Annotated in this window: 26 protein-coding genes; 12 read left to right on the top strand and 14 right to left on the bottom strand. The window is 68.9% G+C overall.

What is annotated here, in order from left to right:
* Positions 1-11: 11 nt before the first annotated feature.
* A complete protein-coding gene (locus NO889_RS15595) occupies positions 12-467 on the top strand; it encodes a 30S ribosomal protein S19e (RefSeq protein ID WP_256413151.1) in 456 nt (151 codons plus the stop codon).
* A gap of 189 nt (positions 468-656) precedes the next feature.
* Here the strand turns inward: NO889_RS15595 and NO889_RS15590 are convergent, their stop codons facing one another.
* Positions 657-3,365 carry a heavy metal translocating P-type ATPase gene (locus NO889_RS15590; RefSeq protein WP_256413150.1) on the bottom strand — a complete coding sequence of 903 codons (2,709 nt, stop codon included), beginning with the start codon at positions 3,363-3,365 and terminating at the stop codon, positions 657-659.
* Positions 3,366-3,471: 106 nt separating this feature from the next.
* Positions 3,472-4,095: an AsnC family transcriptional regulator gene (locus NO889_RS15585; RefSeq protein ID WP_256413149.1), complete on the bottom strand. Its 624-nt coding sequence runs from the start codon at positions 4,093-4,095 to the stop codon at positions 3,472-3,474.
* Positions 4,096-4,227: 132 nt separating this feature from the next.
* On the opposite strand from NO889_RS15585, the gene NO889_RS15580 reads away from it, so the two are divergent.
* Complete coding sequence (locus NO889_RS15580; RefSeq protein ID WP_256413148.1) at positions 4,228-4,431, top strand: CopZ family metallochaperone; 204 nt, start codon at positions 4,228-4,230, stop codon at positions 4,429-4,431.
* A 69-nt stretch (positions 4,432-4,500) separates the two neighbouring features.
* Here the strand turns inward: NO889_RS15580 and ppc are convergent, their stop codons facing one another.
* The gene (gene ppc, locus NO889_RS15575) at positions 4,501-7,203 is read right to left on the bottom strand and encodes a phosphoenolpyruvate carboxylase (protein WP_256413147.1); all 2,703 of its coding nucleotides are present in this window, start codon (positions 7,201-7,203) and stop codon (positions 4,501-4,503) included.
* 187 nt (positions 7,204-7,390) lie between these two features.
* Here ppc and NO889_RS15570 point away from each other — a divergent pair, with 187 nt between their 5' ends.
* Complete coding sequence (locus NO889_RS15570) at positions 7,391-8,227, top strand: Rieske (2Fe-2S) protein (protein ID WP_256413146.1); 837 nt, start codon at positions 7,391-7,393, stop codon at positions 8,225-8,227.
* Between the two features lie 124 nt (positions 8,228-8,351).
* Positions 8,352-8,711 carry a DUF8113 family protein gene (locus NO889_RS15565; RefSeq protein WP_256413145.1) on the top strand — a complete coding sequence of 120 codons (360 nt, stop codon included), beginning with the start codon at positions 8,352-8,354 and terminating at the stop codon, positions 8,709-8,711.
* Positions 8,712-8,719: 8 nt separating this feature from the next.
* On the opposite strand, the gene NO889_RS15560 is transcribed toward NO889_RS15565, so the two are convergent.
* The 4 genes from NO889_RS15560 to NO889_RS15545 all read right to left on the bottom strand — a co-directional run bounded on the left by NO889_RS15560 (position 8,720) and on the right by NO889_RS15545 (position 12,263).
* Complete coding sequence (locus NO889_RS15560) at positions 8,720-9,289, bottom strand: DUF8060 family membrane protein (RefSeq protein ID WP_256413144.1); 570 nt, start codon at positions 9,287-9,289, stop codon at positions 8,720-8,722.
* A complete protein-coding gene (locus NO889_RS15555; protein WP_256413143.1) occupies positions 9,286-10,305 on the bottom strand; it encodes a DUF7490 domain-containing protein in 1,020 nt (339 codons plus the stop codon). The genes NO889_RS15560 and NO889_RS15555 overlap by 4 nt, the downstream gene beginning before the upstream one ends.
* 45 nt (positions 10,306-10,350) lie before the next feature.
* Positions 10,351-10,881: a DUF5817 domain-containing protein gene (locus NO889_RS15550; RefSeq protein WP_256413142.1), complete on the bottom strand. Its 531-nt coding sequence runs from the start codon at positions 10,879-10,881 to the stop codon at positions 10,351-10,353.
* 86 nt (positions 10,882-10,967) lie between these two features.
* A complete protein-coding gene (locus NO889_RS15545; RefSeq protein ID WP_256413141.1) occupies positions 10,968-12,263 on the bottom strand; it encodes a helix-turn-helix transcriptional regulator in 1,296 nt (431 codons plus the stop codon).
* Between the two features lie 216 nt (positions 12,264-12,479).
* Here NO889_RS15545 and NO889_RS15540 point away from each other — a divergent pair, with 216 nt between their 5' ends.
* Entirely contained in the window at positions 12,480-13,856 is a 1,377-nt protein-coding gene (locus NO889_RS15540; protein WP_256413140.1) for an FUSC family protein, read from the top strand.
* Positions 13,857-13,960: 104 nt separating this feature from the next.
* Positions 13,961-14,491 (top strand): type IV pilin N-terminal domain-containing protein, encoded by a 531-nt coding sequence (locus NO889_RS15535; protein WP_256413139.1) that lies wholly within the window; start codon positions 13,961-13,963, stop codon positions 14,489-14,491.
* 141 nt (positions 14,492-14,632) lie between these two features.
* Here the strand turns inward: NO889_RS15535 and NO889_RS15530 are convergent, their stop codons facing one another.
* On the bottom strand, positions 14,633-15,256 hold the full coding sequence (locus NO889_RS15530; protein WP_256413138.1) for a methyltransferase domain-containing protein: 624 nt from the start codon (positions 15,254-15,256) through the stop codon (positions 14,633-14,635).
* A 118-nt stretch (positions 15,257-15,374) separates the two neighbouring features.
* On the opposite strand from NO889_RS15530, the gene NO889_RS15525 reads away from it, so the two are divergent.
* The gene (locus NO889_RS15525) at positions 15,375-16,172 is read left to right on the top strand and encodes a DUF6663 family protein (protein ID WP_256413137.1); all 798 of its coding nucleotides are present in this window, start codon (positions 15,375-15,377) and stop codon (positions 16,170-16,172) included.
* A 10-nt stretch (positions 16,173-16,182) separates the two neighbouring features.
* Here the strand turns inward: NO889_RS15525 and NO889_RS15520 are convergent, their stop codons facing one another.
* Positions 16,183-17,181 (bottom strand): C-terminal binding protein, encoded by a 999-nt coding sequence (locus NO889_RS15520; RefSeq protein ID WP_256413136.1) that lies wholly within the window; start codon positions 17,179-17,181, stop codon positions 16,183-16,185.
* 186 nt (positions 17,182-17,367) lie between these two features.
* Here NO889_RS15520 and NO889_RS15515 point away from each other — a divergent pair, with 186 nt between their 5' ends.
* Positions 17,368-17,676: a DUF7536 family protein gene (locus NO889_RS15515; protein ID WP_417445378.1), complete on the top strand. Its 309-nt coding sequence runs from the start codon at positions 17,368-17,370 to the stop codon at positions 17,674-17,676.
* Here NO889_RS15515 and NO889_RS15510 read toward each other — a convergent pair.
* The gene (locus NO889_RS15510) at positions 17,673-17,954 is read right to left on the bottom strand and encodes a MarR family transcriptional regulator (RefSeq protein WP_094530771.1); all 282 of its coding nucleotides are present in this window, start codon (positions 17,952-17,954) and stop codon (positions 17,673-17,675) included. The two genes, NO889_RS15515 and NO889_RS15510, sit on opposite strands and share 4 nt — an antisense overlap.
* A gap of 395 nt (positions 17,955-18,349) precedes the next feature.
* Here NO889_RS15510 and NO889_RS15505 point away from each other — a divergent pair, with 395 nt between their 5' ends.
* Complete coding sequence (locus tag NO889_RS15505; protein ID WP_256413135.1) at positions 18,350-18,658, top strand: EMC6-like membrane protein; 309 nt, start codon at positions 18,350-18,352, stop codon at positions 18,656-18,658.
* Position 18,659: 1 nt separating this feature from the next.
* The gene (locus NO889_RS15500) at positions 18,660-20,480 is read left to right on the top strand and encodes a ribosome biogenesis/translation initiation ATPase RLI (protein ID WP_256413134.1); all 1,821 of its coding nucleotides are present in this window, start codon (positions 18,660-18,662) and stop codon (positions 20,478-20,480) included.
* Between the two features lie 19 nt (positions 20,481-20,499).
* On the opposite strand, the gene NO889_RS15495 is transcribed toward NO889_RS15500, so the two are convergent.
* Complete coding sequence (locus tag NO889_RS15495; protein WP_256413133.1) at positions 20,500-21,099, bottom strand: universal stress protein; 600 nt, start codon at positions 21,097-21,099, stop codon at positions 20,500-20,502.
* Positions 21,100-21,394: 295 nt separating this feature from the next.
* Here NO889_RS15495 and NO889_RS15490 point away from each other — a divergent pair, with 295 nt between their 5' ends.
* Positions 21,395-21,661, top strand: a complete 267-nt coding sequence (locus NO889_RS15490) for an HAH_0734 family protein (protein ID WP_112080228.1) — start codon at positions 21,395-21,397, stop codon at positions 21,659-21,661.
* Between the two features lie 50 nt (positions 21,662-21,711).
* Here NO889_RS15490 and NO889_RS15485 read toward each other — a convergent pair whose 3' ends face one another.
* The 3 genes from NO889_RS15485 to NO889_RS15475 form a co-directional block, all read right to left on the bottom strand.
* Complete coding sequence (locus tag NO889_RS15485; protein WP_256413160.1) at positions 21,712-22,305, bottom strand: L-threonylcarbamoyladenylate synthase; 594 nt, start codon at positions 22,303-22,305, stop codon at positions 21,712-21,714.
* Positions 22,306-22,451: 146 nt separating this feature from the next.
* Positions 22,452-22,961: a redoxin domain-containing protein gene (locus tag NO889_RS15480; protein ID WP_256413132.1), complete on the bottom strand. Its 510-nt coding sequence runs from the start codon at positions 22,959-22,961 to the stop codon at positions 22,452-22,454.
* On the bottom strand, positions 22,961-23,233 hold the full coding sequence (locus NO889_RS15475) for a glutaredoxin family protein (RefSeq protein WP_256413131.1): 273 nt from the start codon (positions 23,231-23,233) through the stop codon (positions 22,961-22,963). Before NO889_RS15475 ends, NO889_RS15480 begins: the two co-directional genes overlap by 1 nt.
* 104 nt (positions 23,234-23,337) lie before the next feature.
* Here NO889_RS15475 and NO889_RS15470 point away from each other — a divergent pair, with 104 nt between their 5' ends.
* On the top strand, positions 23,338-24,720 hold the full coding sequence (locus NO889_RS15470) for a hemolysin family protein (RefSeq protein ID WP_256413130.1): 1,383 nt from the start codon (positions 23,338-23,340) through the stop codon (positions 24,718-24,720).
* The last annotated feature ends 16 nt before the right edge of the window (positions 24,721-24,736 follow it).

The raw sequence follows: 24,736 nt of genomic DNA, 5'->3' as shown, positions 1-24,736 counted from the left end.
ATTCTCCCCTAATGGTAACCATCTACGACGTGCCGGCGGACGCCCTCATCGAGGCCGTCGCGGCGCGACTCGAGGAGCGGATCGACGAGCCCGACTGGGTGGAGTTCACGAAGACCGGCGCTGGCAAGGAGCTCCCGCCCGAGCAGGACGACTTCTGGTACGTCCGCTCGGCGAGCCTCCTCCGCAAGGTCGCACAGAACGAGCCGATCGGGATCGAGCGGCTCGCCACCGAGTACGGCTCGAAGAAGCGCGGCTCCAACCGCTACATCGTTCGCCCCGGCGAGCACGAGAGCGGCTCCCGCAAGCTCATCCGCGCGTCGCTCCAGGCGCTCGAGGAGGAGGGGCTCGTCACCACCGCCGCCGGCGAGGGTCGCAGAGTCTCCGACGAGGGCGAGGCGTTCCTCTCGGAGGTCGCGAGCGAAGTCTTCGAGGACCTCGACCGGCCGGAACTCGAACGCTACGCGTAGACCGCTTCCGTTCTCTCTCCGTTCTCGTCCGTCGTGAGCCCTCGGCTCGCGGCGTGACCCGTTCGTGAGCGTCGACAGGAGTTCGACCCGCGTTGCTCTACTTGTATCTCATTCCGCTATATCAAACACGATCGGGGCGCGTGTCGCTCGGCAGCCTCTCCGTTGATGTCGAGATCTCGTTCCGGCGCGTCACCGCCGCCACAACGGTCGATACTCCTCGTCCGGCGTGTACCGGCGGAACAACAGGCTGTTCGACAGCACCGACACGCTGGAGAACGCCATCGCGACGGCGGCGAGCACGGGCTGGAGCAGTCCGAGCGAGGCCAGCGGGATCATCGCCGTGTTGTAGCCGAGCGCCCACACGAGGTTCTGTCTGATCTTCGCGAGCGTCGCCTCCGAGATGCGGATCGCCTTCACGACGTCGACCGGGTCGTCGCGCATCAACGTCACGTCGGCGGCCTCGATGGCGACGTCGGTCCCCGAGCCGAGGGCCGTGCCGACGTACGCGACCGCGAGCGCGGGCGCGTCGTTGACGCCGTCGCCGACCATCATCGCCTTGCGACCCTCGTCCTGAATGGATTCCACGGCGTCGGATTTGTCCTCCGGAAGCACCTCCGCGCGGACGTTCTCGGGGGCGATGCCGACCTGCTCGGCGACCGCGCGCGCCGTCCGCTCGTTGTCGCCGGTGATCATCATCACGTCGGTGCCCCGCTCCCGAAGCTGGCTCACGGCCGCTCTCGCGCTTCCCTTGACCGTGTCGGCGTTGGCGACGACGCCCGCGATCTCACCCTCCGCTCGCGGCTGACCGCCGCTCGCATCGCGGTTCTCGCTTCGCTCCGAACCGCGCACCGCGACCAGCATCGCCGTCTTCCCCTCCCTTTCGAGGCGCTCCATCGTCTCCTCGGCGGGCGTAGGGTCGATCCCGTCGTCGCGGAGGAGCTTTCGGTTGCCGACCAACACCTCGCCTCGCGGCTCCGCTTCGTCTCGGCTCGACCGTTCGGCGGTCCGTCCGACCGCCCTGCCGTCCACGGTCGCTTTGACGCCCTGACCGGGGACGCTCTCGAAGTCGACGGGATCGGTCACGTCGATGCCGCGGGCCTTCGCGCCGTCGACGATCGCACGGGCGAGCGGGTGTTCGCTCCCGCTCTCGGCGACCGCCGCGAGTCGAAGCACGTCGTTCTCGGTGAACCGCTCGCGCGCGGCGAGTTGGCCACCGTCGGCCGCGGGACCCCCGCCGTCCGCGACGGGTGAGCCGCCGTCAAACGCGACGACGTCGGTCAGTTCCATCTCGCCCCTCGTCAGCGTCCCGGTCTTATCGAAGACGACGGTGTCGACGTCCTTCGCCCGCTCGAGGACGTCGCCGCCCTTGAAGAGGACCCCGTTTTGCGCGCCGAGGGTCGTTCCGACCATCGTCGCGGCGGGCGTCGCCAGCCCCAGCGCGCAGGGACACGCGATCAGCACCGACGAGGCGAACACGATGACGGCGAACTCGAAGACCGAGACGCCGCCGCCGACGACCACGGGCCCGTCCGCGACGAGGCCCCACAGCGGAAGCGCGTCGACGAACCCCGCGAGCGCCGCGGGGAACAGGAACCACGCGACACCCCAGAACAGGGCGTTCGCGATGACCGCGGGGACGAAGTACGCGGAGATGCGGTCGGCGAGGTTCTGGATGTCGGGCTGGCGGGACTGCGCCTCCTTCACCGTCCGGACGATCCCCTGGAGTGCGGTGTCGGCTCCGACCCTCGTCGCCTCGACGACGAGGACGCCGTTCTCGTTGATCGTCGATCCGACGACCTCGTCGCCCTCGCCCTTCTCGACGGGGACGGACTCGCCGGTCACCATCGACTCGTCGACCGCGGACTGGCCGTCGACGACGACGCCGTCCGTGGGGATCCGCTCGCCGGGTCGGACCTTCATCCGGTCGCCGACCGCGACGTCCTCGAGGGGGATCTCCTCCTCGGTGCCGTTCTCGTCGACGACGGTGGCGGTGTCCGCCTCCATCTCCAGGAGCTTCCGGAGCGCCTCGCCGGCCTGCCCCTTCGAGCGGGCCTCGAGGTAGTTCCCGAGCGTGATGAACACGAGGATGAACGCCGCCGTGTCGAAGTACGTCCCGCCGGCGATGACGTCGAGGAGGACCGCCACGGAGTAGACGTACGCGGTCGTCGAACCGAGGGCGATCAGCACGTCCATGTTGGCGCGTCCGTTCCTCACGAGCGCCTTGTACGAGTTCTCGTAGAACGGCTTGCCGAGCACCGCCTGGACGGGTGTCGCCAGCGCGAACGCGACCCAGCCGGTCGGAACGCCGGCGATCCCGTCGCCGACGAGCCCGAGTCCCAGGAGGTGATCGACCATGAACGTCAAAAGCGGCAGGGAAAGCACCGCCCCGAACAGCGTCAAGCGGAGCTGTCGACGGATCTCGTCCCGCCGAGCGGCCTCGCGGGCGTCGCCCCCCGAGCCGTCGTCGGGATCGGCGTCCTCCCGGACGGGCGAGTAGCCGGCTCCTTCGATGGCGTCGTAGAGGTCGTTCTGGCTCGTCTCGGCGGGATTGTACGTGACCTGGGCCTCGTCGGTCGCGAAGTTGGCGTCGGCGTCGACGACGCCGGGCGTCCCCTCGAGCGCCTCGCGGATCGCTTCCGAGCAGTTCGCACACGACATGTCGGTGACCGCGATCGTGACCGAGTCGGTCACCGGGTCGTAGCCGGCCTCCTCGATCGCGTCGAACACCTCGCCGAGCGAGACCGCCTCGGGGTCGTACGCGACCGACCCCTCGTCGGTGGCGAAGTTGACGTTCGCCTCCGAGACGCCCTCGAGCGACTCGACGGCCTCCGAGACCGACTGCGAGCAGTTCGCACAGCTCATTCCCTGGATGCTGATCTGGCTTCGGTGCTGGCTCATTACCAGTATCTACGGGGTCCGTACTTAGTGGAGTTTCCCTTTCAAAGGTTCAGCGATCTCCGGGTAGAACTTTCGAATCTGAAGTGGATGCCGGGATCGATCCCGATCACTCGGCTCCCTCTCGGAGTCGATCGTACTTCTCCACGAATCGGCTCTCACACGACGGACAACAGAACTGGTATAAGTCGCCGTCGACGCGGGTCGCCGTTCCCTCGCTGTCGACCGTGTTTCCGCACTGCGCACAGGAGAGGGCGAACTCCGTTCCGCCCAGATCGGGCGACCAGTCGGCCCCCGCGAGCAGCGTCACCTCGAGGTCGTCGATCGCGTCGTCGACATCCATCCCGTCGTCGACCCTGCCGTCCTCGAGGGTGTCGGCGAGCCAGCCGGCGACGTCGTTGTCCGGGACCCTGGCGTAGAGTATCAAGTCGGCTTCGGCCGTGGTGAACGCGTGTTCGACCGCGCTCTCGTTAAGGAGGTGCTCCCTGATCGACGCGACGCTCGCGTCCCCGACGTCGAGCGTGATCAGCACCTGGATTCCGCCCCGGAGCTGTGACCGATCGACGTCGAGCGTGAAGCGGTTGATGACGCCCGTCTCCCGTAACCTGGCCACCCGATCCGACACGGCCGGAGCCGAGAGCCCCACGGCGTCCGCGATGTCGCTGTACGGCCGACGGGCGTTCGACAGCAGGAGCCGGAGGATCTCGAGGTCCGTCTCGTCGAGGTCGCGCATGGCGGAACGAAGGGCGGCGGGAAGGTAAAATACACCGCCGAAACGGCTTTCGATTCCACGGTTCTGATGCGGCTTTTCCCGAACGATCCAAGGCGAAACTCGCTAAAGCGCGGGAAACGTACGCACACTCGTATGACGACGACCATCGACGTCGAGGGGATGTCCTGTGAGCACTGTGAGCGGACGGTCGAGGAGGCGCTTCGGGACGTGCCCGGCGTGACCGACGCGACCGCCGATCGGGAGGACGGACGGGCGAGCGTCGAGGGTGACGCGGACGCCGCGACCCTCGCGGCGGCCGTCGAGGACGCCGGCTACACCGCACACGTCGACGGGTAGCAGCCGAGGAAACCGCCGGAATCGACACTGCGGCTGGAGGGGGCGGGACCGAAGAGTTCGCGGCGGGCATCACCCCGTGTTCTTCATCCCGGCGGCGATCCCGTTGACCGTGAGTCGGAGCGTTCGCTCCTCGGCGTCGGTCCGGTCGCTCCGCCCGAGCAGGTCGACCTGGAGCAGGTTGAGCGGGTCGACGTAGGGGTTCCGCCGGTCGAGGCTTTCCGCGAGCCACTCGCGCCGGATGAGTTCGTCGCGGCCGCTGACCGCGAGCACGAGTTCGCGTCCGCGTTCGTACTCCTCGACGAGCCGCGGGAAGAACCGCTCGCGGAGGTCGGCGGCGGCGAGGTCGGCGTACTCGGCGGCGATCTCCGGCTCCGTCCGCGCGAGCGCGAGTGCGGCGTTGTCGAGGGTCGTCCGGAAGAACGGCCACTCGTCGTACATCTCCCGGAGCGTCGCGAGCCCCGCCTCCTCGCCGACGGCCTCGAGGTAGGCGTCGAGTCCGGACCCTAGCGCGTACCAGCCGGGGAGGATGAGCCGGGTCTGCGTCCACGAGAACACCCACGGGATCGCCCGGAGGTCCTCGACGGTGCGCTCCCCGCTTCGGGACGCGGGCCGGGAGCCGAGGTTGAGGTCCTCGACGACGGAGATGGGCGTCGCCTGTCCGAAGTACGAGACGAACCCGTCGGCGCTCAACAGGTCGCGATATTCGCGTCGGGCGACCGGCACCATCGTCTCCATCGCGTCGACCCACTCCTCGGGGACGTCCTCCGTCGGCTCCTCGTTGGCCTCGTGCCGGGCGCGGATCTGCGCGTCGAGCATCTGTTCGAGCTCGCGCTCGGCGATGCGGTGGTTGGCGTACTTCTCGGCTATCGCCTCGCCCTGCTCGGTGAACTTCACCTGCCCGGTGACCGTCTCGTTCGGGAGCGCGAGCAGCGCCTCGTTCATCGGCCCGCCGCCGCGGGAGATGGAGCCGCCGCGACCGTGGAACAGTCGGAGGGTGACTCCCGCCTCGCGACAGAAGCTCGCGAGCCGACGCTGGTTCTTGTAGAGGTCCCAGTTGGCCGCGAGGAAGCCGTTCTCCTTGTTCGAGTCGGAGTAGCCGAGCATGACCTCCTGGACCTCCCCTCTGGTCTCGAGGGCGGTCCCGTACGCCTCGTTCTCGAAGAGCGTCCCGAGGATCCGTTCGGCCCCGTTGAGCGCGGACTCGGTCTCTAAGAGGGGAACGACGTCGAGCCCGCAGTGGTCCGGAAGCGAGACGACGCCGACCTGATCGGCTAAAAAGAGCACCTCGAGGACGTGGCTCGGTTCCTCGGTCATCGAGATGCAGTAGGTGTCTATCGCCTGCGTGCCGTACTCCGACTGCCAGTCGGCGAGCTCGCGGAAGCGGCGGAACACGCGCTCGGTCGTCTCCGAGACGTCGCCGGGGGCCTCGGCGTCGACGATCGGATCCGCCTGGAGGATCGCCTCGGTGAGGAACTCGGCGCGCGCCGCCTCGTCCATCCCGCGGTAGTCGACGCCCTCGGCGGCGACCGCCTCGGCGACCGCCTCGGTGTGGTTCTCGCGGTGGTCCCGGAGGTCGAGCGACGCGAGGACGAACCCGAACGTGTCGACCTGTCGGCGGAGCGGCTCGATGAACGACGTTCGGACCACGTCGTTGCGGTCGACGGAGAGCGACTCCGCGACGACCTCGAGGTCCGCGAGGAACGCGTCGCCGTCGGGGTACCCGCCGGGGCGCACGTCGTCGACGCGGTCGAGCCGCTCGCGCATCAGCTTCAGCTTCTGGCGGTACGGCTCGTCGGGATACCGCTCGCGGGCCTCCTCGACCACCGTCGGGAACCGCTCGGCGTCCGCCGCGAGCGACTCCCGAAGGGGGCCGTCGATCGCGTACCGGTCGCCGTCCTGGCTCAACACCGCCGAGAGCCGCTTACACCGTTCGCGGTACTTCTCGATGGCGATCTCGCGCTGCCGTTCGAGGGTTTCGGCGGTCACCGCCGGCGTGACGAACGGGTTGCCGTCGCGGTCGGAGCCCGCCCACGAGCGGAACTCGAAGAGCTTCGGGCAGTCGACGTCCTCGTACTCGCCCGAGATGGTCTCTTCGAACTCCTCGTAGGCGTCGCCGACCACGTCGAACAGCGTGTTCTCGAGGTACCACTGGACGTTTCGGGCCTCGTCTTCGGGCTCCGGACGGCGCTGACGAACCTGTCGGGTCCCCCAGAGGCTCGTCACCTCGGCGGTGACGTCGCGCCAGACGGCGTTCCGCTCGCGGTCGGTCATGTCGCGTTCGTCGAGCTCCTCGAGGTGGTTCGCGATCGACCGGAGCTTCGCTTTGACCGTCGCCCGCCGCGCCTCGGTCGGATGGGCGGTGAACGTCGGCTCGATGAGCACGTCTCCGAGCAGCTCCTCGAACTCGTCGGCGTCGACGCCGGCCTCGGCGAGCGCCGAGACCGTCTCCTCGAGGGAGTCGTGTAACGAGCCGTCGGCGTCCGCGTTCCTGACGGCGCGGACGCGCTCGCGCTCCTCCGCGAGGTTGATCAGCTCGAAGTACGTCGTGAACGCCCGTGCGACGACGTCCTCGCGGGCGTCCGAGAGATCGCCGATCGTCTCCTCGAGGGCGTCGCGGCTCGCCGCGTCGCCCCGCCGGTACTCGATCGCGTCCGTCCGGAGGTCCTCGACCGTCTCGTAGGCCGCCGTCGAGGTCTGTGCCGCGAGGACGTCGCCGAGCAGCGCGCCGAGCTCGCGGACGTCCGTCCGCACGCTCCGATTGTGCAACTCCATACCACCCACACTTCGGTCGGTTCCGGTTAAAACCGCCGTATCAACGAAGGTTTGCCTCGGCTGCGAGTGAATGTTCGTGACAGTTCGAGGACGCCGGCGCGTCCCGGTCGGGGGTGTCCCCGCGTCGACCCGGAGGGAACCGGCGGGTTCGTCACCCTTTTTACCGGTCCATCCCGAACCGATCCGTATGAGCATGTCCGATAAGTACCCGGCCGAGTCCGGGCGGCGGCGCTTCGTCAAAGGTGTCGTCGGCGGCGCGGCGCTCGCGGGGGTCGGCGCGACCGGGTCGGTGACCGTGAACACCCTGACGACGTCCGGCGGCGTCGGCGGCGGTCAGACGACCGCCATGACGATCGCCAAGGTGACCGGGCCGGCCCCGCGCGGCCTCCCGCAGATCCCGGTGCGCGTCACCGACGACGGGTACATCGAGGGGATCTGGCCGGAGACGCAGACCGTCGAGCAGAACGGCGTGGAGGTCGAGGTCGCCCAGGAGCAGATCGGCGGCCGCACGTACTCGGGCGCGTGGTTCCAGTACTGCGGGGTGGAGTCACAGGAGAACCTCGCCCCGGACTTCGAGTCGGACAACCTGTTCCGGGCGGAGACCGGCCAGTACGAGTGGCAGGACGACACCTACGATGGCGGCGACCGCATCCACGTCGACGACTTCCAGGACTACGACTCCTGGGGTAACGGCGTCGGCAACGACGGCGTCGGGAAGCCAGCGGCCGTGACGTGGCGCTCCGAGGACGCCGAATCGTCGCTCAACGTGACCGTCATCCGGTCGACCCGGATCGAGGAGGCCGCACAGGAGAACGAGTGGATTCAGGCCTCGACCGACCAGGGCTTCCTGGCGTACCTCAACGTCTGTACGCACTTCTGTTGTATCCCCGGCTACAAACAGCTCGCAGAGTCCACCAGATACGGGGTCGGCGACGGGACCTACTGCGTCTGTCACCAGTCCGGCTACGACCCGTTTACCCTCGAGGAGGCGTTGTTCGTCGCGCGGCCGCGTCCGGAGGATTAGCTCGCGCCCCCCGATCGACGCTCCGCGTCGCCCCCCGAGCGCTACGGTCTTTCGCCCACACGTCGCTGTGTCCTCGAACGACTCGGAGCGCGGCGTTTTTCCCTCGTTCGCCCGAAGCGCGTCCATGAGCGACGACCAGCGATCGGACGACGGCAGCGACGGTGACGGCGGGGACGACGGCGACGAGCGCGACGAGTTCGCCGCCGAACTCGAACGTGCCCGCGGTCTCCTCGACGACGACGGGATCGAGGCGGTCCACGTCGGCGTCGTCCGCGACGGCGAGGTGGACACCACGTTCGCGCAACGGACCGCCGACGACCCCGAGTCCGAGGGGTTGCGCGCGCTCGCACTGCTCGCGGCGCACGTCCAACTGGTCGCCGACGAGGCCGGCGTCGAGGCGTCGACCGTCGCCGGCGACGCCGCGACGCTCGCGGGACGGGTCGAACGGATCCCCGCCAGCACCGAGGACCTGCCCGAGGAGTAGCTCCGTCGCTACCGTTCCGCCTCCTCGGACGCGTGCGTCTCTCCCGTCGGGGTCGGCTCCGGTTCCTCCCCGTCGCCGGCGCGGATCCGGCTGAGCTGGTGGGCCACGCCGGCGAGCGCGACGAACAACACCGCGAGGTTGAACGCCGCGAGCGCGATCGGCTGGTAGGCCGGATCGAGCCACGTCCGGATCGCCCGCCCGGTCTGGCTGTAGAAGCTCCACCCCGCGATCAGCGCGAGCAACACCAGGGCGGCGAGCCCGATCCGGTCGAGCAGTCCGCGGAGATCGTCCGAGGAGAGCCGGGAGAGCCGTGATCCGCGCTCCTCGGACGGCTCGGGGTCGTCTCCCGCCGCGCTCTCGGTGGTCTCGTCTCCCGCGGTGCCCCCGTCAGTCGCGGCCGCCGGTCGGGTCGTCGGAGCGCTCGTCGAGGCGGTGGTCGGTTCGGTCGTCGGGGGTGTCGTCGTCGGGTCGATCTCGTCCGGTGTGTGGGTCATGGCGTCGGTGTTCCGTGGATCGGTGGTGTCGTTCGGCGCGTTCGTCGAGCCGTCGGCCGGCGTCTCGCGGAGGTCGTCGCTCATGACGCCCTCCGTGCGAGAAGCGTCGCGGCGAGGAGCCCGGCGAGCGCGACCGCGACGCCGAACCCGGGCGTCCCGTCGTCGGTGCTCCCGTCCTCGCCGTCCGGCCGGGTCTCGCCCTCCTCCCTGAGGGCGTCGTCGCCGGTCTCTTCGGAGAAGTCCTCGACCTCGAAGGAGACGTCCCGCACCGTCTCGTTCGCGGCGATCGTCTCCTGCGGATCGAGGTTGGCCACGCCCTGGGTCTCGTCGATCAGCACGTCGTCGTCGAAGAGCGCGGCGTCGACGTAGTAGTTGTAGCCGTCGGGGGCCTCGAGCGTCGTGGTCACGGTGTCGGTGCGGCCCGGCCGCACCGACCCGACCGTCTCGGTCGCCTCGTCGGCGATCACGTTGGACTCGGCCTGCCGGAGCAGCAGCCGGAGGTCGATCTCCTCGGAGGCGTCGTCGCCGCGGTTCGTGACCGACACGGAGACCGAGAGCGTCGCCGTCTCCTCGGTCGTCTCGGCCACGCTCACGGCGACGGTCGGCCAGACGTTTCCGTCGGCGAATTCGACCGGCGAGTCGGCGTACGACGGCGTGAGCGCCGAGACGCCGGCGACCCGCGTCGTCCGTTCGCCCCGTCGCTCGCCGTCGACGTACACCACCGTTTCGAGGCGGTAGCCGCCCTCGCGTTCCACGTCGAGGCTGCCGTTCACGGTCGTCTCTCCCTCGCGGTCGAGGGTGCCGACGTCCACGGTCGTCTCGTCGACGAGCAGCCCGGAGTCCGCGTCGATCGCGCGGTGACGGACCGTGACGTTCTCGACGGTCGATCCGCGGTGTTCGAGGTCGACGAGCAGGTCGAGCGTCGCCGTCTCCCCGCGGACCTCGCCGGGCGCGACGACGACGTCGACGAGACCGACCTGTCCGGGACGGTCCGTCTCCGCTCGCGGGTCGTCGAGGGCGTCGGGGACCGCGACGATCCCCACCGCGCCCGCGAGCACGACCGCGGCGGCGATCGCCAGGAGGGTGATTCGGGTGTCCATACGCCGCGATCCGGCGCCGGGGGTAAGTGTCTTGTCCGACCCGCGTCAGAGCGTTCGGTACCGTCCGCGCGACTCCGACAGCTCCCCGCGACGGGCGAGCCTCTCGAGGAGGTCGCGCGCCGCGTCGGCCGGGACGCCGCGGTCGGCCGCGTACGCGACGATCCGCTCCTCGGTCGGCTCGGCCGCCTCCTCGACCGCGTCCCGAACGATCTCCTCCCGCGACCGCGTCGACCCCGCGTTCCCCTCCGCGCGCGACCCGGCCTCGAACACCGCGTCGGCGTCGAGCCCGGAGGCCTCGAGGTACTCGCGGTCGTCGACGCCGGCGTCCTCCACGGCGCGTTCGAGGTCCGCGACGTGGTCGACCTCCGCGAACGCCGCGCTGTCGCCCCGTTTCTTCGCGAGCAGGGCCGCACGCGCCTCGCGGGCCGCCTCGCGGTCCGCGGACTCGAAGAGGCGTTTGAGCTTCGCGGTCCGGTGGGTCTTCTCACACCGCGAACAGCGGGCCGTCTCGCTCGCTCGCGGGTCGCGAACGAGCCAGAGGTTTCCACACCGGTTACAGCCGACGACCGCGTACATGTCCGCGTGTTCGCCGCCCCCGAATTTGAATCCTCGGCCGCCGCGGCCGACGCCGCTGCGGAGTCGGACGAACGAAACGGGGCGGATCAGCTCCCGTCGCCGTCGTTCGAACCGTCCGGACCGTCCGCATCGGCCGCGTCCGACGCGTCGCCGCCGGACGCGTCGTCGGGCAGCGAGATCAGGTTCTCCCGGCCGAGCCGGAGCTTCTCGACGCGCCCCGTGTCGGCCATCGCCGAGAGAAGCTGGGACACCTTCGCGTCCGACCACCCCGTCTCCGCGACGATGTCTGCCTGCCGCATCCGTCCGCCGTTCCGGTCGAGGAGGCGCTCGACGCGCTCCTCGTCGGAGAGAAGCGAGAGGTCCTCCTCGGGTTCGTCGCCCGCACCGCCGACGGGTTCGACGTCGTCTCCCGCCTCCCGTGCGTCCTCGTCTCCGCCGGCGGTCCGCGTCCCCGCTCCGGTTCCCGGATCGGGCCCGTCCGACGGATCGGGCGAACCGGACCCGTCGTCGGAGCCGAACCGGCGGTATCCGACGAGTCCGCTGGCGAGGACGACGGCCGCGAGAACGATGGCACCGGCGAGAAGCGTCCACGGCGGCGTCTCCTCGGTGGGCGGGGTCGACGTCGGCGCGTACACGACGGCCACGCGATCGTCGTCGCCGAACACTCGCGGTCCCTCGATGACTACGGAGTTGTCCTCGAGTCTCACGTTCGCCCCCGGCGTCCCCGAGATGGAGTACCCCTCCGGGGTGGTCACCTCGATCGTCTGGCCGGACTCGAGCGACCGCAGCCAGGTCTCGTTGTTCTCGGTCGTCAGCGCGTCACCCAACACGAGGTCCTCGCCGTCCTCCGCGAGGAACCCGGTCCAGACGAAGGTCAACCGGAGCTCCCCCGCAGCGGCTATCTCCGCCTCCTCGCCGTCCGTTTCGTTTCCTGCACCGTCCCCGGTCTCGGGGTCCTCGATGACGACGTACTCACGCTCGACGTCCACCACCCTCATCTCGCGGTCGGTGTTCCGGCTCGCCTCCTCCGCGAACCGCTCGAACAGCCCCGGCGACGGCCCGACTTCCCCGTCGACGAACCGCTCCCCGACCGTCTCGAACGAGGCCGTTCGGTTCGGATCGGCGAACTCGTACCGGACGACCACTTCCCACCGTGCGTCGCGGTTCGGCCGCAAGTCGATCCGTATCCGCGTCTCGCCCGTCGGCAAGGCCGCCCCGTCGACCTGCGTTGACGGCGGCGTCCCTATCGAGCTCGCGGACGGTGACTCCGGCGCCGACGGCTGGATGGAGGGGGCGGCCTCCCCGGTCGCGACCCCCGTACCGGCCACGAGGGAAACGACGAGGAACGCGACGAGGAGAACGCGAATCGCGGGGTTCCGCATGTAATTTGGGGGCACTCGCGCCCTGGGCAAAACGCTTTCTATACACCGTCTCGCCTCCCACGAGAGTCTTCGCTCGCGACGGTTTCGGCGCCGGAGACGGAGACCCCGCGTCGTCGCTCGCCGCGGACCCCGTCGAGTCGCGGCGGCGCTCTTGCGGTCGAGTTTCGCCGTCGCGTTGGGGTGGGTTTTTGACCCTCCCCGGAGAAGCGGGCGACGATGAGAGCCCTCTCCGTCTTCGTCGCCGCCCTCCTCCTCGTCTCGTCGGTCGTCGCCGGGATCGGCCCCGCGGGCGCGACGGCCGACGCTCGATCGGCGTCGCAGTCGACCGTCCCCGATCCCGCGTCGCAGCCGACCGTCTCCGATCCCGCGTCGCAGCCGACCGTCTCCGGGCCCGTCCCGCCCGCGACGGGGTCGGTCGGGTCGAGAGCGGTCCCGACCTCGACACACGGTGAGAACCTCACCCTCCGCGTGTTGTCGACGCCGCCGGGCGTCGAGCCGCGGATCGCGAGCCACCGGCGGGGCGTCAATCTCGGCACCTCGCTCGGGCTTGCGGTCGGTGATTCGGACGCCGCCCTCCGCACGGAAGCCGCGATACGGCGGATCGAATCCGCGGAGACGAACGCCGAGCGGCAACGGCGGATCCTCGCCGAGATAAACGAGGTGGAACAGGGCGAGGTGAGCCTCGACAGCCGACAGACGACGGCGATCAACGCACACGCCTCGGGAGAGCTGACCGACCGCGAACTCCTCGACGAACTGGTCCGGATCGCGGCGCTCGCCCGCGAGTACGACCGCCGGCTCGAGACGCTCTCTGAACTCGCCGAGGGGACTGACGGGTTCAGCACGCCCGATCGCGTCAGCACGCTCCAAGTCCAGCTTCAGGTGTACGAGGGCCCCGTCAGGGAAGTCGCCCTCGAGACGGTTCGCGGGGACCGATCGGGAACGGAGATCCACGTCCAATCGAGCCGGAACGCGATGGTCCTCGCGACGATCGTTGACGGCCACTACGTCAGGGAATCGCTCCGGCGCGATCAGTGGGACCGCGGGGGCGACGACCTCGGAAGCGAGGCGGCGATAAACGCGACGGTCGAGGCGTATCCGGAGACGACCGACCTTCGCGAGGCGAACGCGCTCGGGGCGGGGACGGTCCAGCGGATCACCGTCGACCACGACTTCGGGACGCTCCGGACCTTCGTCAGCGGCGGCACCGAACGGGTGTTCCTCGAACACCAGCGGATGGCGCTCTCGACGTTCCCCGACGCGGAGTCCGTCTCGACGGCGGAGGACGGGTTCAACGTCACCGTCAATCGGACGTATCCCGGCGGTCCCGTGACCGTCACGGTCCTCGATTCGACCACCGGCGACCCGCTCGAGGGGATCACGGTGACGAAGAGCGCCGGCGGTACCCCGAGCGAGACCATCGGAAGCACCGACGAGGACGGCGTGGTCCGGACGCTCTCGCCGGCCGACCCGTACCGGATAACCGTCGTTGACGAGCCGCGAGTCGCCGTCATCGACGATATCGACCCCATCAGGACGCCGCGGGTGGCAGACGACGTCGAGAACGAAGACGACGCGAACGATAGCGCCTGAGTGCGACGAGAACGTCCGACTACGGCGAGCGACCCGATCGCGGCGAGAACGCCCGAGTGCTCCCGTCGGCGATCCCTTTTATTCAATGACGGCTCAGACGCCCCGTGTCGTCACGAACTTCACACGGGCCGAACGCGCCCGACCCGCCGTCACCGGGCACGCCGAACGCGCGGCGCTCGGCGCGTGCGCTCGCCCCGCTCGCCGGGTCGCTTCTCGTCGCGATGACGGTCGTTCTCGCGGTCGGCGTCACGGCGGCGACGACGCTCGATTCGCCCGCCGAGCCGTCGCCGACCGCGGTGACGTCGATGGAGGTCGAGGGCGACCGGATAACGGTCACTCACGACGGCGGCGATCCGATAGACGTCGACGAGATGGCGGTCCACGTCAGCGTGAACGGCGAGCCGCTGGACCGTCAGCCGCCGGTCCCGTTCTTCTCCGCGGCCGGATTCAGACCCGGTCCCACCGGCGCGTTCAACGCGGCGAGCGACGACGAGTGGGTCGTCGGCGGCTCCGCGTCGTTTCGGGTCGCGGGGACGAACGATCCGTTCATTCAGCCCGGCGACCGGGTCGAGCTTCGGCTCTCGGTTCGCGAGCAACCGATCGCGACGCTGGAGGCGACCGCCCGTCCGGGGTGAACCTCACGCGTCCGCCTCGACGACCGCGGGTCGGTCCGTCCCCCGCCCGGACCCGACCTCGACGACCGCGGGTCGGTCCGTCCCCCGCCCGGACCCGACCTCGACGACCGCGGGTCGGTCCGTCCCCCGCCCGGACCCGACCTACTCCTCGGGGACCCGCGCGACGGTCGTGATCGCCCGCGGGCTTCGCGGAGTCGCACGCTGGATGTGGTGTTCGAACGCCTCGTAGCCCGCCGCCTCGAACATCCGGTCGGCCTCGTCCTCGTCGTAAAACAGCATGATCGCGTCGGCGACCCGCTGGAGGACGCGGTTGTGCGGGTAGTCGGGACCGACGACGAGCACTTGCCCGCCCGGCTTCGCGACGCGACGCAGCTCCCTGAGCCCCTCGACGGGATTCGGCCAGTACTCGATCGAGCCGGACGACCAGACCACGTCGAAGACGCCGTCGCGGAAGGGGAGCCGCTCGGCGTCGCCGCGGTAGAAGTTCACGCGGTCGCGCTTCCCGAACTTCTCGAAGGCCTTCTCCATCTGGTGAACGCTCTGATCGAGCCCGTGGACGTCGTCGGCGTGTCGTAAGAGTCCCTCCGTGCCGAACCCCGTGCCGCAGCCGACGTCGAGCACGCGGTCGTCCTCGCCGAACTCCAGCCACGAGAGCGCCTCCGCCCGCATCTCGTCGTTCCAGTTGAACCGGTTGACCCGGTCGTACACCTTCGAGAGGTACTTGTAGAACAGCCGGGCGTTCGACTTGTCCTCGAGGATCCCCATTGGTCGTCGGTTGGGGAGCCGACCCCATAACGACACGGATCCGGTCCGAATCGTCGGTTCCGTCGACGAGCCGGATCGATTCCGACCGCCTTATCCGCCGACCGCCCGTTCCGCCCGTATGAACCCGACGACGACCGGCCGGTTCCGGATCCACGACCGCCGTCCGCGACCCGTCGACGGCGGCGACGGCCCCGCCGAGTTCGTTCTCGTCGAACTGCCGGAGGGGCCGATCGATCCGACCGACGCGGACGCGGCGGAGGCGTACGACCCGCTGTACGCGACCGCGACCGGCTACGACGGGGACCTCGCCGATCGGATCGCCGACCTCGACCCCGGAGCCGTCGTCGACGCGACGCTGGAGTGGACGGACGGCACCGCCCGGTTCGCCGAGGTGACGACCGTCCGCGAGAGCCGGTTCCGGTTCGCCGACGGGGTAGAGGGAATGTTCGAGGCCGCCGTCGACGCGTGGCAGGGGATCCGCGCCGAGGGGGAGGCGGTGGGATCGGTCACGACGCGATCGACCGACGGGGAGCCGAACGGCGCGCTCTACCTGTTCGCCGACGGGCCCGGAACCGACACGTTCGGGGAGCTTCGCGCGGCCCGGATTCCGGTGGAGCCGCTCGTCGATCGGGTCAACGAGACCTGCGGGGACGACGCGCCCCGCGAAGTGTTCGTGCTCCGGCCGGCGGACCACGACTTCGTCGCCGTCTACGTCGTCTTCGAGCGCGACGGGGTGCTCGCGAGGACGATCCGGGACACCTACGGGCTCGGCGACGGGCTGGCCGCGGGGCTGGAGTCGTCCGGCGTCGACACGATCGAGACGACCGGGGCCGAGGGGTCCGCAGACGACCTCGACGCCGCCGCCGACGGCGAACGCGACGCCGACGGCGAGTTCGACCTCACCGACCGGCTGTGAGCGCTGCGGCTCAGAGCCAGTCCGCGTCGGGGTCGACGCGGCCGTCGGGGACTCCGCCGTTGAAGACGGCTGCGACGTCGGCGGCGACGCTCCGGTTCAACTCCTCGCGAGCGTCCTCGCTGTACCAGGCGGCGTGTGGCGTGATGATCGTGTCGTCACGGCCGACGAGCGGGTCGTCGTCCGGCGGCTCCTCGGCCAGCACGTCGAGGCCCGCGGCCTTGATCGCTCCGGACTCCAGCGTCTCCACCAGCGCGCCGGCGTCGATCACGGGACCGCGTCCCACGTTGATCACGACGGAGTGAGCCGACAGCCGGGCGAGCGCGTCGCCGTCGACGATCCCCCGCGTCGACTCGGTCAGCGGGGCGTACACCGCGACGTGGTCGCTCCGGTCGAACAGGGCCTCGAACGTCACCTTCTCGACGCCGCGTTCGTCCATCCGGTCGCCGTCGACGAACGGGTCGTACGCGAGAAGCGTCGCGCCGAACCCCGAGAGCTGCTCCGCAGCTCGTCTCGCGATGGGGCCGAACGAGAGCAGACCGATCGTCGACTCGCTCACCCGCCGGATCGGGCGTCCCTCCTCCCACGTCCAGCGACCGTCGGCCACCGCGGCGTCGTACTCCGCCACTGACCGGAGGCAGGCGAAGAGCAGCGAGAGCGAGTGCGTGGCGACCTCCTCCGTACAGTACTCCGGGACCCGCGTCACCGTCACTCCGGCGTCGGCCGCGGCCGAGACGTCGACGTCGTTGACGCCGACTGCGGCCCGAACGACCACCTCGAGTTCGCTCCCGAGCGCGTCGAGCGTCTCGGCGGTCACGGCGGTGTCCACGTCGACCACGACGGCGTCGAATCCCGCACCGTCATCGAACCGCGATCCGGCCTCGATCAGCCGTCCCGTCGCCCCGAGTCGAGCGACCTCGATCTCGACCGGCTCGTCGACGGCGTCCCCGATGAACGCCCGGAACGCGTCGGGATCGACCATCGATGACGCCGAGAGAAGCACGCGTTTCATACGCACCGGTCGGCCGAGACCGCCTTAGTCCCGTTGACTACGACTAGCCCTGCTCCGAAAACAACTTGATCGATCGTGACGTGTCCTCGGCCGACGCCGGCGCAGGTCGGAGAGTCCTTCCGGATCGGCCGGAGGGGGTCGGATCGTTCCGACGGCTCTTTGCGAGTGTAGCGGTTACGGGAACGCGTGAGCGACGACACGACGGACAAGCCCCCGATGCTCGTCCTGCTCGAATCGCTGGCGTTCTACCGGAACGTCCGCGTCGGACTCGCGGTCGGGGTGGCGTTGGCGGTTCTGCTGTACCTCACGCGCGCGATGGAACTCCTCGGTCCGGTCGTGGAGGTCCGTGAGTACCCGGTCGTCGGTCCCGACGTCTGGTTCGCTCTCCTGGCGTTCGTGTTCGCGGCCACGTCGGCGCTCCTTGTCGCGATAGCGCTCACCGTGTTCGAGGCGGTTCGGGGTGCCCGGTCGGTCGAGCGCGAGGGACGGAGCTAGTCGGCCGTACAGGAGGCATCCCGGTCCTCGCTCGTGAACTCCTGAGCGGGTTCCGTGAGTTTATAGAGGTTCTGCCGGGCGTCCGCGAAGTAGACGTCCTCGTCGACGACGTCGATCCCTTCGAGCCGTTCGAGGGCGTAGCGGACGGTCCGAGCCGACAGCATCGACTCCTGAACGATCCCCTTCTGTGTCAGCGGTCCGTTATATTCGAGTACCTTGAAGACGAGTTTGGCGCTCGGCGGGAGGTCGTCGAGACCCTCCGTTTGGGTTCCAGCCATCGCTATGAATCGAAGCCGCACACGGGCATAAATGTTGATACAATCCCCCCGATCTCGTCCGACTTACCGGTATTTATTGCTGGTTAACCGCCCCAGAATCGGAATTCTCTGCCGCAAAAGCTCCGGTGGACTGACCAGTCAGTCAGCGATCGATCCTCGCGCGCGCTCGCCGAACGGTCGTATCGACGGACCTCGCCGGCCGGATCGAACCGGGACCGATCCGTCGTCCTCGACGCCCCGATCAACAGGTGTGTATACTGATATGTTCGGGATGCGTACGAGGACGAGGCGGACACGAGCGGACGAGACGTGTTGGTGAGATACGAGCGGAACGAGCGGTGGAGGCGCGTGAGCGGAACGAACGGTTTTTCACTGGCGATCGCGGATCCGTACGTATGAGCGACGAATCGGGGATCTCCGGACACGCCCGGAGCGTGGTCGTCACCACGATATGCTGTCTCGCGGGGATCGCCGCGGGCGTGGTGTCGGCCGCCTACGTCGGGACCGATCCCGTCGACGCCGCCGACACGATGGCTCTCGTGGTGCTCGGCGCGTTCGTGTTCCTCCAGTACCCAGTGTACAGCGTTTTCGGCGTCGACATCGCCGACTTCGGCGTCAAGGACAACTTCTACGTGGCGTTCATGACCTTCACGCTGTGGTTCATCAGCTACACCGTGCTTCTCACCTCCGCGGTGACGTTCTGAGATGGCCGACGACAGCATCGCGGTCGTGGATCTGGACCGGTGCCAGCCCGACCGATGTAACTACGAGTGTGCGAACTTCTGCCCGCCGAATCGAACGGGAAAGGAGTGTATCACCGAGCGCGGCGAGGACGCCAAGGAGGGCGATCCCGACCAGATCCGTATCTCCGAGGAGATCTGTCTCGGCGAGACCTGCGGCATCTGCGTCGAGAAGTGCCCGTTCGACGCGATCGAGATCATCAACCTCCCCTCCGAACTGTCGGAGGATCCGGTCCACCGGTACGGCGAGAACGCGTTCGCGCTGTACGGGCTTCCCACCCCCGAACCCGGGAAGGTCACCGGCATCCTCGGTCCCAACGGGATCGGGAAGTCGACGGCGGTTCACGCGCTCGCGGGCGAGCGGGTCCCGAACCTCGGCGACCACGAGACGGAGCCCGACTGGGAGCGCGTCCTCGACCGCTTCCGCGGGACGGGCCTCCAGAACTACCTCGCCGCGCTGGAGGCGAACGACGTGACGGTCTCGCGAAAACCCCAGTACGTCGACCAGATCCCGAAGCAGTTCGACGGCAACACCCGCGACCTCCTCGAGCGGACCGACGAGCGCGGTGCGCTCGACGACCTCATCGACCGGCTCAACATCCGCCCGGTGATGGACCAGGACATCGACTCGATCTCCGGCGGCGAACTCCAGCGCGTCGCGATCGCGGCGTGTCTGGCGCGCGACGCCGACTTCTACTTCCTCGACGAGATCACGCCGTACCTCGACATCGGCCAGCGGATGGTCGCGGCGCGACTGGTCCAGGAGCTGGCGAACGACCCCGAATCCGAGCGGTCGATGCTCGTGGTCGAACACGACCTCGCGATCCTCGATCTCCTCGCCGACACCCTCCACGTCGCGTACGGGGAGCCGGGCGCGTACGGGGTCATCACGGACCCCAAATCGGTTCGAAACGGGATCAACGAGTACCTCAAGGGGTACCTCGAGAACGAGAACATGCGGATCCGACCCTCCGCGATCACCTTCGAGGAACACGCGCCGCGGGCCTCCTCGAAGGGGACGACGCTCGTGGAGTACCCGGACCTCGAGAAGTCCTACGGCGAAGGGGAGTTCGAGCTCCACGTCGAGGGCGGGACGATACACGAGACCGAGGTGCTCGGGATCGTCGGCCCCAACGGGATCGGGAAGTCGACGCTCGCGAAGCTGTTCGCCGGCTCGCTGGAGCCCGACACGGGCAGCCTCGAGTTCGAACTCGACATCGCGTACAAGCCGCAGTACATCGAGATCGACCAGCCGATGCGCGTCGACGCGTTCCTCTCGTCCATCACCGACGAGTTCGGCAGCTCCTACTGGAACACCGAGGTCGCCCGGCCGCTCCAGCTCGACCGGATCATGGAACAGAACCTCACGGACCTGTCGGGCGGCGAGCGCCAGCGCGTCGCGATCGCGGCGTGTCTCTCTGAGGACGCCGACCTCTACCTGCTGGACGAGCCCTCCGCGCACCTCGACGTCGAACAGCGGGTGCGCGCGACGACCGCGATCCGCCGGTACGCGGAGAACCACGACGCGACCGTGATGGTGATCGACCACGACATCTACATGATCGACCTGCTGGCGGACCGCCTGATGGTGTTCGACGGCGAGCCCGCGGAGCGCGGTCGCGCGACCCGCCCGCAGGAGATGCGCGAGGGAATGAACGACTTCCTCGCCGATCTCGACATCACCTTCCGACGCGACGAGCGAACCGGCCGCCCGCGGATCAACAAGCCGGACTCACAGAAGGACCGCCAACAGAAGCGCGACGGCGAGTACTACTACGCGCCCTAGGGAGCGAGCCGGATTCGGCTCACCGGTCGTCGTCCACGCCGACCACCAACGTGGGGACCGAGCCGCCGCGTTGAACCCGCGTCGGGAGCGGTTCGGGGTTGACGAGCCGATCCAGTCCGGTCCGACGGGCCGAGCCGAGCACGACGAGGTCGACGCCGTGAGCCTCGGCGAAATCGAGCACCTCCTCGTGGGCGGTGCCGTATCGGAACCACTTCTCGACCTCGACGCCCCGCTCGCGACCGCGGGCCTCGACGGCCTCGACGGCGGCTTCGCCCTCGCGCTCGCGACGCTCGACGACCACGTCCCACGCCTCGGTCGTGTCGACGACGTACAAGGCGTCCACGGTCGCGCCGTGTGCGGACGCGAGGTCCAGTCCCGCCTCGACGGCCGCCTCGCCGACGTCGGTGCCGTCCGTGACGACCAGCACTCGCTCGAAGAGGCCGGCGGCGGCTCGAGCCGTGGTCGGATCCGCGTCGGCGTCCGGCTCGTCGGCGGGGTCCGGGCGGCTCGCGCGCTCGTCGGCGTCGCGGTCGGCCGCACCGAGGTCCGTCCCGTCGGGGGGCCGGACGGTCGACTCTGCTCCGTGGCGGCTCGCGTCGGGGTCGGTGTCTGCTGACATGGTCGGTGGTCGACGAGCCGTCCGGTGGACGCTCGCCCGTTCTACCGTACGGTCCGCTCCCGGCCCACTTAACGATTTTCGACAGGATAGACGATTATCATTATCTATCCTCTCTCGGGACTGATCAATGATTATGATCGGAGAATAATCGAACGAACGATCCGTTTTCTCCGATATCGCACCGTGGGTCGACGCGGACCGGTGTCGGGCGTCGGCCGACGGCGTGGGCTCGATCACCCGCCGGCGGATCGCTCGTACCGAAGCGATTAAGCGATGAACCCGCCAACTTCGGGACATGCAACACCTCATCGTCCGCGGTGACCCCGGCATCCGTCGGGACGCGATCATCGAGTACGAGGGCGAGGAGCTGGTCTGTTTCGGGATCAGCACGCAGGGCGGGTGGCACGGCCCCGACGAGCCGCAGCTCTGGTGTACCGTCGGCACGCCCGACGAACGCGAGGCCTACGAGAAACGCGAGTACGTCCCCCACTGGCTCGACGTCGACACCGTCGACGCCGAGGCGCTCGACGTGATCAAAGCGAAGGGCGACCTCTCGGTGTAGCGGGCGGCTCGCGCCGACGACCCCCTTCTCGCCTCCGTTCCCGATCGTCCTCACACCGGCGGGTCCGCGAGCCACGCTTCGACCGCGCCGGCCATCGCGCCGCGCCGGTGTATCTCGCCGCGCTCGGGGTCGACGACCGTGCTCTCGGCCCCGGAGGTCTCGCCGCCGTCGATCACAGTCGCGGCCCGGTCGCGCACCCGTTCGTCGAGGTCGACGACGCGAGTGACGCTGCCGGTCCCGGAGACGTTCGCGCTGGTGGCGGTCAGCGGTCCCGTCTCCTCGAGCAGCGCGCGGGCGACCGGGTGGTCGGGGACGCGCACGCCGACGCGGTCGCGTCCGGCGGTCAGCGCGTCGGGGACCGACCGATCCCCCTCGACGACGACCGTCACCGGCCCCGGCAGGAACGCCCGCATGAACGCGGTCGCGAGCGCGGTCGGGCGGGCGTGTCGCAGCGCGTCGTCGACGCTCGCGACGCCGAGCGAGAGCGGGTCGTCGCGGTCGCGTCCCTTGGTCTCGAACACCCGGTCCACCGCGTTCGAGTCGAGCGCGTCCGCTCCCAGCCCGTACACCGTCTCCGTCGGGTAGACGACGAGCTCGCCGGCCGCGACCGCGTCCGCGGCCCGAAACAGGAGCTCCCGGTCCACGTCGGCCGCTCCGTCGGCGTCGAGTCGGCGGTCCTCGGTACCCGTGTCGGCGTCGTCGATCACGGATCGACGTAGGCGTTCGGTGCGAAAAAGGATAGCGGGTCGGATCGTTCGTGAGGCGCGTTCGGACCCGCACGGACCGGCTCTCAGTCGCGGAGGTCGTCGATCGCCGACTCCACCGCGTCGTAGTCGGGGAACGAGGGGTGCTCGCTCCCGACCCAGGCGTACCGGACGACGCGGTCGCCGTCGAGCAGGAAGACCGCCGGGCGCGCCTCCGTGATCCCCGCCATCCCGTCGATGTCGTGAGCGACGCCATACGCCTCGACGACCGCCGCGCTCGGGTCCGAGAAGACCCGAACCCCGTCGCCGCGTTCGGCGAGCAGGTCCTTGTGTTCGTACGGCGAGGAGATCGAGACGCCGTACACCGAGAGCGCGTCGGCCCACCCGCGATCGTCGATCTCGTTGTAGACGTACGTCGTCTGGAACGCGCCGTCCATCGGGTGGAAGACGAGGAGCGTCGGCCCGTCGACCACATCCGACAGCGAGCGGTCCTCCCAGAACTCCTCGCCGACGAGGGGTCGGGTGAACTCGGGGGCGGTCTCGCCGGCCGTCACGTGGTCCGTCTCGGGGAGTTCGACGACGTCGAACTCCGGCATCACGCACCCGCCTCCGCGCCGGCGTCCTCGTAGGTCCCCTCGAGGTACTCCACGATGTTGGCGCTCTCGGACATGGTCACGCCCGTGTTCCGGTCGACGATCGCCGGAACGCTCCGCGCACCCGAGACGCGCTTGACCACGTTCCGATCGGAGTGCATCGGCTCGACGTACCGGGACCGGTACTCGAGGTCGAGACGGTCGAGCGTCCGCACGACCCGCTCGCAGTACGGACACGCCTGTAGTCGGTACAGGGTGATCTGTGGATCCGTCATGCGATCCGTTTCGGCCGCGGGAAGGGTAACCGTAACGGCCGCGGCACCGTGGGGGACGGCCGAAGGTAACACTTTAACTGCGTGCCGACGGAAGTGGGGCGATAATGGGCTTATCGTCAAGCGTGCTGACAGTCGGCCCGCTCCAGTTACCGGTGATGGGAGACACCACTGTGGCCCTCCTCGGCGCGCTCATCATATTCGTGTTGATCGCGCTGTCGGCCTTCTTTTCCTCCTCGGAGATAGCGTTGTTCTCGCTCCCGCAACACCGGATCGACAGCCTGGTCGAGGACGGCGTTCCGGGAGCGGATACGGTACAGGCGTTGAAACAGGACCCCCACCGTCTGCTCATCACCATCCTCGTGGGGAACAACATGGTCAACGTCGCGATGTCGTCGATCTCGACCGGGCTCCTCGTCTACCTCGGGTTCGGCCAGGGACAGGCCGTCACCATCGCCACGTTCGGGATCACCGCGCTCGTTCTCCTCTTCGGCGAGAGCGCGCCGAAGTCGTACGCCGTCGAACACACCGAGTCCTGGTCGCTCCGGATCGCCCGTCCGTTGAAGCTCTCGGAGTACGTCCTCTTCCCGCTCGTCGTCCTCTTCGATTACCTGACGCGCGTCGTCAACAAGGTCACCGGCGGTCGGTCGGCGATCGAGACCTCCTACGTCACCCGCGACGAGATCCAGGACATCATCGAGACCGGCGAACAGGAGGGCGTCATCGAGGAGGAGGAACGCGAGATGCTCGACCGGATATTCCGGTTCAACAACACCATCGCCAAGGAGGTGATGACGCCCCGCCTCGACGTCACCGCCGTCTCGAAGCAGGCCAGCGTCGAGGAGGCGATCCAGAAGTGCGTCCACGCCGACCACGAGCGGGTTCCGGTTTACGACGGCAACCTCGACAACATCGTGGGCATCATCACCGTCCGGGATCTGGTTCGCGAGCTCAACTACTCGGAGGGGGAGCCCTCGCTCGAGCGGGTCGTCAAGCCGACCCTCCACGTCCCCGAGTCGAAGAACGCCGACGAGCTGCTCGCGGAGATGCAGGACAACCGCCTCCAGATGGTGATCGTGATCGACGAGTTCGGAACGACGGAGGGGATCATCACCTTGGAGGACATGGTCGAGGAGATCGTCGGCGACATCCTGGAGGGCGACGAGCCCGAGCCGATCGAGTTCATCGAGGAGAACGTCGCGTTCGTTCAGGGGGAGGTCAACATCGACGAGGTCAACGAGATGCTCGGCATCGACCTCCCCGAAGGCGAGGAGTTCGAGACGCTGGCCGGCTTCGTGTTCAACCGCGCGGGCCGGCTCGTCGAGGAGGGCGAACAGATCGAGTTCGACGGCGTCCGGATCCGCATCGAGCGCGTCGACAACACCCGGATCATGAAGGCTCGGGTCACGGTCCTCGAGGGGGCCCAGGAGAGCTCGCAAGAGTCCGTCGAATCCCACTCCGAGGAGCTGACGACCGACGAGCCGGAGTGACGAGGGACCGCCGACG

Origin of the sequence: Halorubrum rubrum (genome assembly GCF_024494685.1) — an archaeon.
Classification (GTDB): Archaea; Halobacteriota; Halobacteria; order Halobacteriales; family Haloferacaceae; genus Halorubrum; species Halorubrum rubrum.
This window is presented reverse-complemented; position numbering and strand designations above follow the sequence as displayed.

What these genes read in the sequence shown, in the direction of transcription:
- NO889_RS15585 (WP_256413149.1), bottom strand. Translation starts at nt 4,095, where the DNA reads ATGCGCGACCTCGACGAGACGGACCTCGAGATCCTCCGGCTCCTGCTG.
- NO889_RS15565 (WP_256413145.1), top strand. Translation starts at nt 8,352, where the DNA reads ATGAGCGACGACCAGCGATCGGACGACGGCAGCGACGGTGACGGCGGG.
- NO889_RS15475 (WP_256413131.1), bottom strand. Translation starts at nt 23,233, where the DNA reads ATGACGGATCCACAGATCACCCTGTACCGACTACAGGCGTGTCCGTAC.
- NO889_RS15470 (WP_256413130.1), top strand. Translation starts at nt 23,338, where the DNA reads ATGGGCTTATCGTCAAGCGTGCTGACAGTCGGCCCGCTCCAGTTACCG.
- NO889_RS15505 (WP_256413135.1), top strand. Translation starts at nt 18,350, where the DNA reads ATGAGCGACGAATCGGGGATCTCCGGACACGCCCGGAGCGTGGTCGTC.
- NO889_RS15545 (WP_256413141.1), bottom strand. Translation starts at nt 12,263, where the DNA reads ATGCGGAACCCCGCGATTCGCGTTCTCCTCGTCGCGTTCCTCGTCGTT.
- NO889_RS15490 (WP_112080228.1), top strand. Translation starts at nt 21,395, where the DNA reads ATGCAACACCTCATCGTCCGCGGTGACCCCGGCATCCGTCGGGACGCG.
- NO889_RS15540 (WP_256413140.1), top strand. Translation starts at nt 12,480, where the DNA reads ATGAGAGCCCTCTCCGTCTTCGTCGCCGCCCTCCTCCTCGTCTCGTCG.
- NO889_RS15510 (WP_094530771.1), bottom strand. Translation starts at nt 17,954, where the DNA reads ATGGCTGGAACCCAAACGGAGGGTCTCGACGACCTCCCGCCGAGCGCC.
- NO889_RS15595 (WP_256413151.1), top strand. Translation starts at nt 12, where the DNA reads ATGGTAACCATCTACGACGTGCCGGCGGACGCCCTCATCGAGGCCGTC.
- NO889_RS15520 (WP_256413136.1), bottom strand. Translation starts at nt 17,181, where the DNA reads ATGAAACGCGTGCTTCTCTCGGCGTCATCGATGGTCGATCCCGACGCG.
- NO889_RS15580 (WP_256413148.1), top strand. Translation starts at nt 4,228, where the DNA reads ATGACGACGACCATCGACGTCGAGGGGATGTCCTGTGAGCACTGTGAG.
- NO889_RS15570 (WP_256413146.1), top strand. Translation starts at nt 7,391, where the DNA reads ATGAGCATGTCCGATAAGTACCCGGCCGAGTCCGGGCGGCGGCGCTTC.
- ppc (WP_256413147.1), bottom strand. Translation starts at nt 7,203, where the DNA reads ATGGAGTTGCACAATCGGAGCGTGCGGACGGACGTCCGCGAGCTCGGC.
- NO889_RS15480 (WP_256413132.1), bottom strand. Translation starts at nt 22,961, where the DNA reads ATGCCGGAGTTCGACGTCGTCGAACTCCCCGAGACGGACCACGTGACG.
- NO889_RS15550 (WP_256413142.1), bottom strand. Translation starts at nt 10,881, where the DNA reads ATGTACGCGGTCGTCGGCTGTAACCGGTGTGGAAACCTCTGGCTCGTT.
- NO889_RS15500 (WP_256413134.1), top strand. Translation starts at nt 18,660, where the DNA reads ATGGCCGACGACAGCATCGCGGTCGTGGATCTGGACCGGTGCCAGCCC.
- NO889_RS15590 (WP_256413150.1), bottom strand. Translation starts at nt 3,365, where the DNA reads ATGAGCCAGCACCGAAGCCAGATCAGCATCCAGGGAATGAGCTGTGCG.
- NO889_RS15560 (WP_256413144.1), bottom strand. Translation starts at nt 9,289, where the DNA reads ATGAGCGACGACCTCCGCGAGACGCCGGCCGACGGCTCGACGAACGCG.
- NO889_RS15555 (WP_256413143.1), bottom strand. Translation starts at nt 10,305, where the DNA reads ATGGACACCCGAATCACCCTCCTGGCGATCGCCGCCGCGGTCGTGCTC.
- NO889_RS15530 (WP_256413138.1), bottom strand. Translation starts at nt 15,256, where the DNA reads ATGGGGATCCTCGAGGACAAGTCGAACGCCCGGCTGTTCTACAAGTAC.
- NO889_RS15495 (WP_256413133.1), bottom strand. Translation starts at nt 21,099, where the DNA reads ATGTCAGCAGACACCGACCCCGACGCGAGCCGCCACGGAGCAGAGTCG.
- NO889_RS15525 (WP_256413137.1), top strand. Translation starts at nt 15,375, where the DNA reads ATGAACCCGACGACGACCGGCCGGTTCCGGATCCACGACCGCCGTCCG.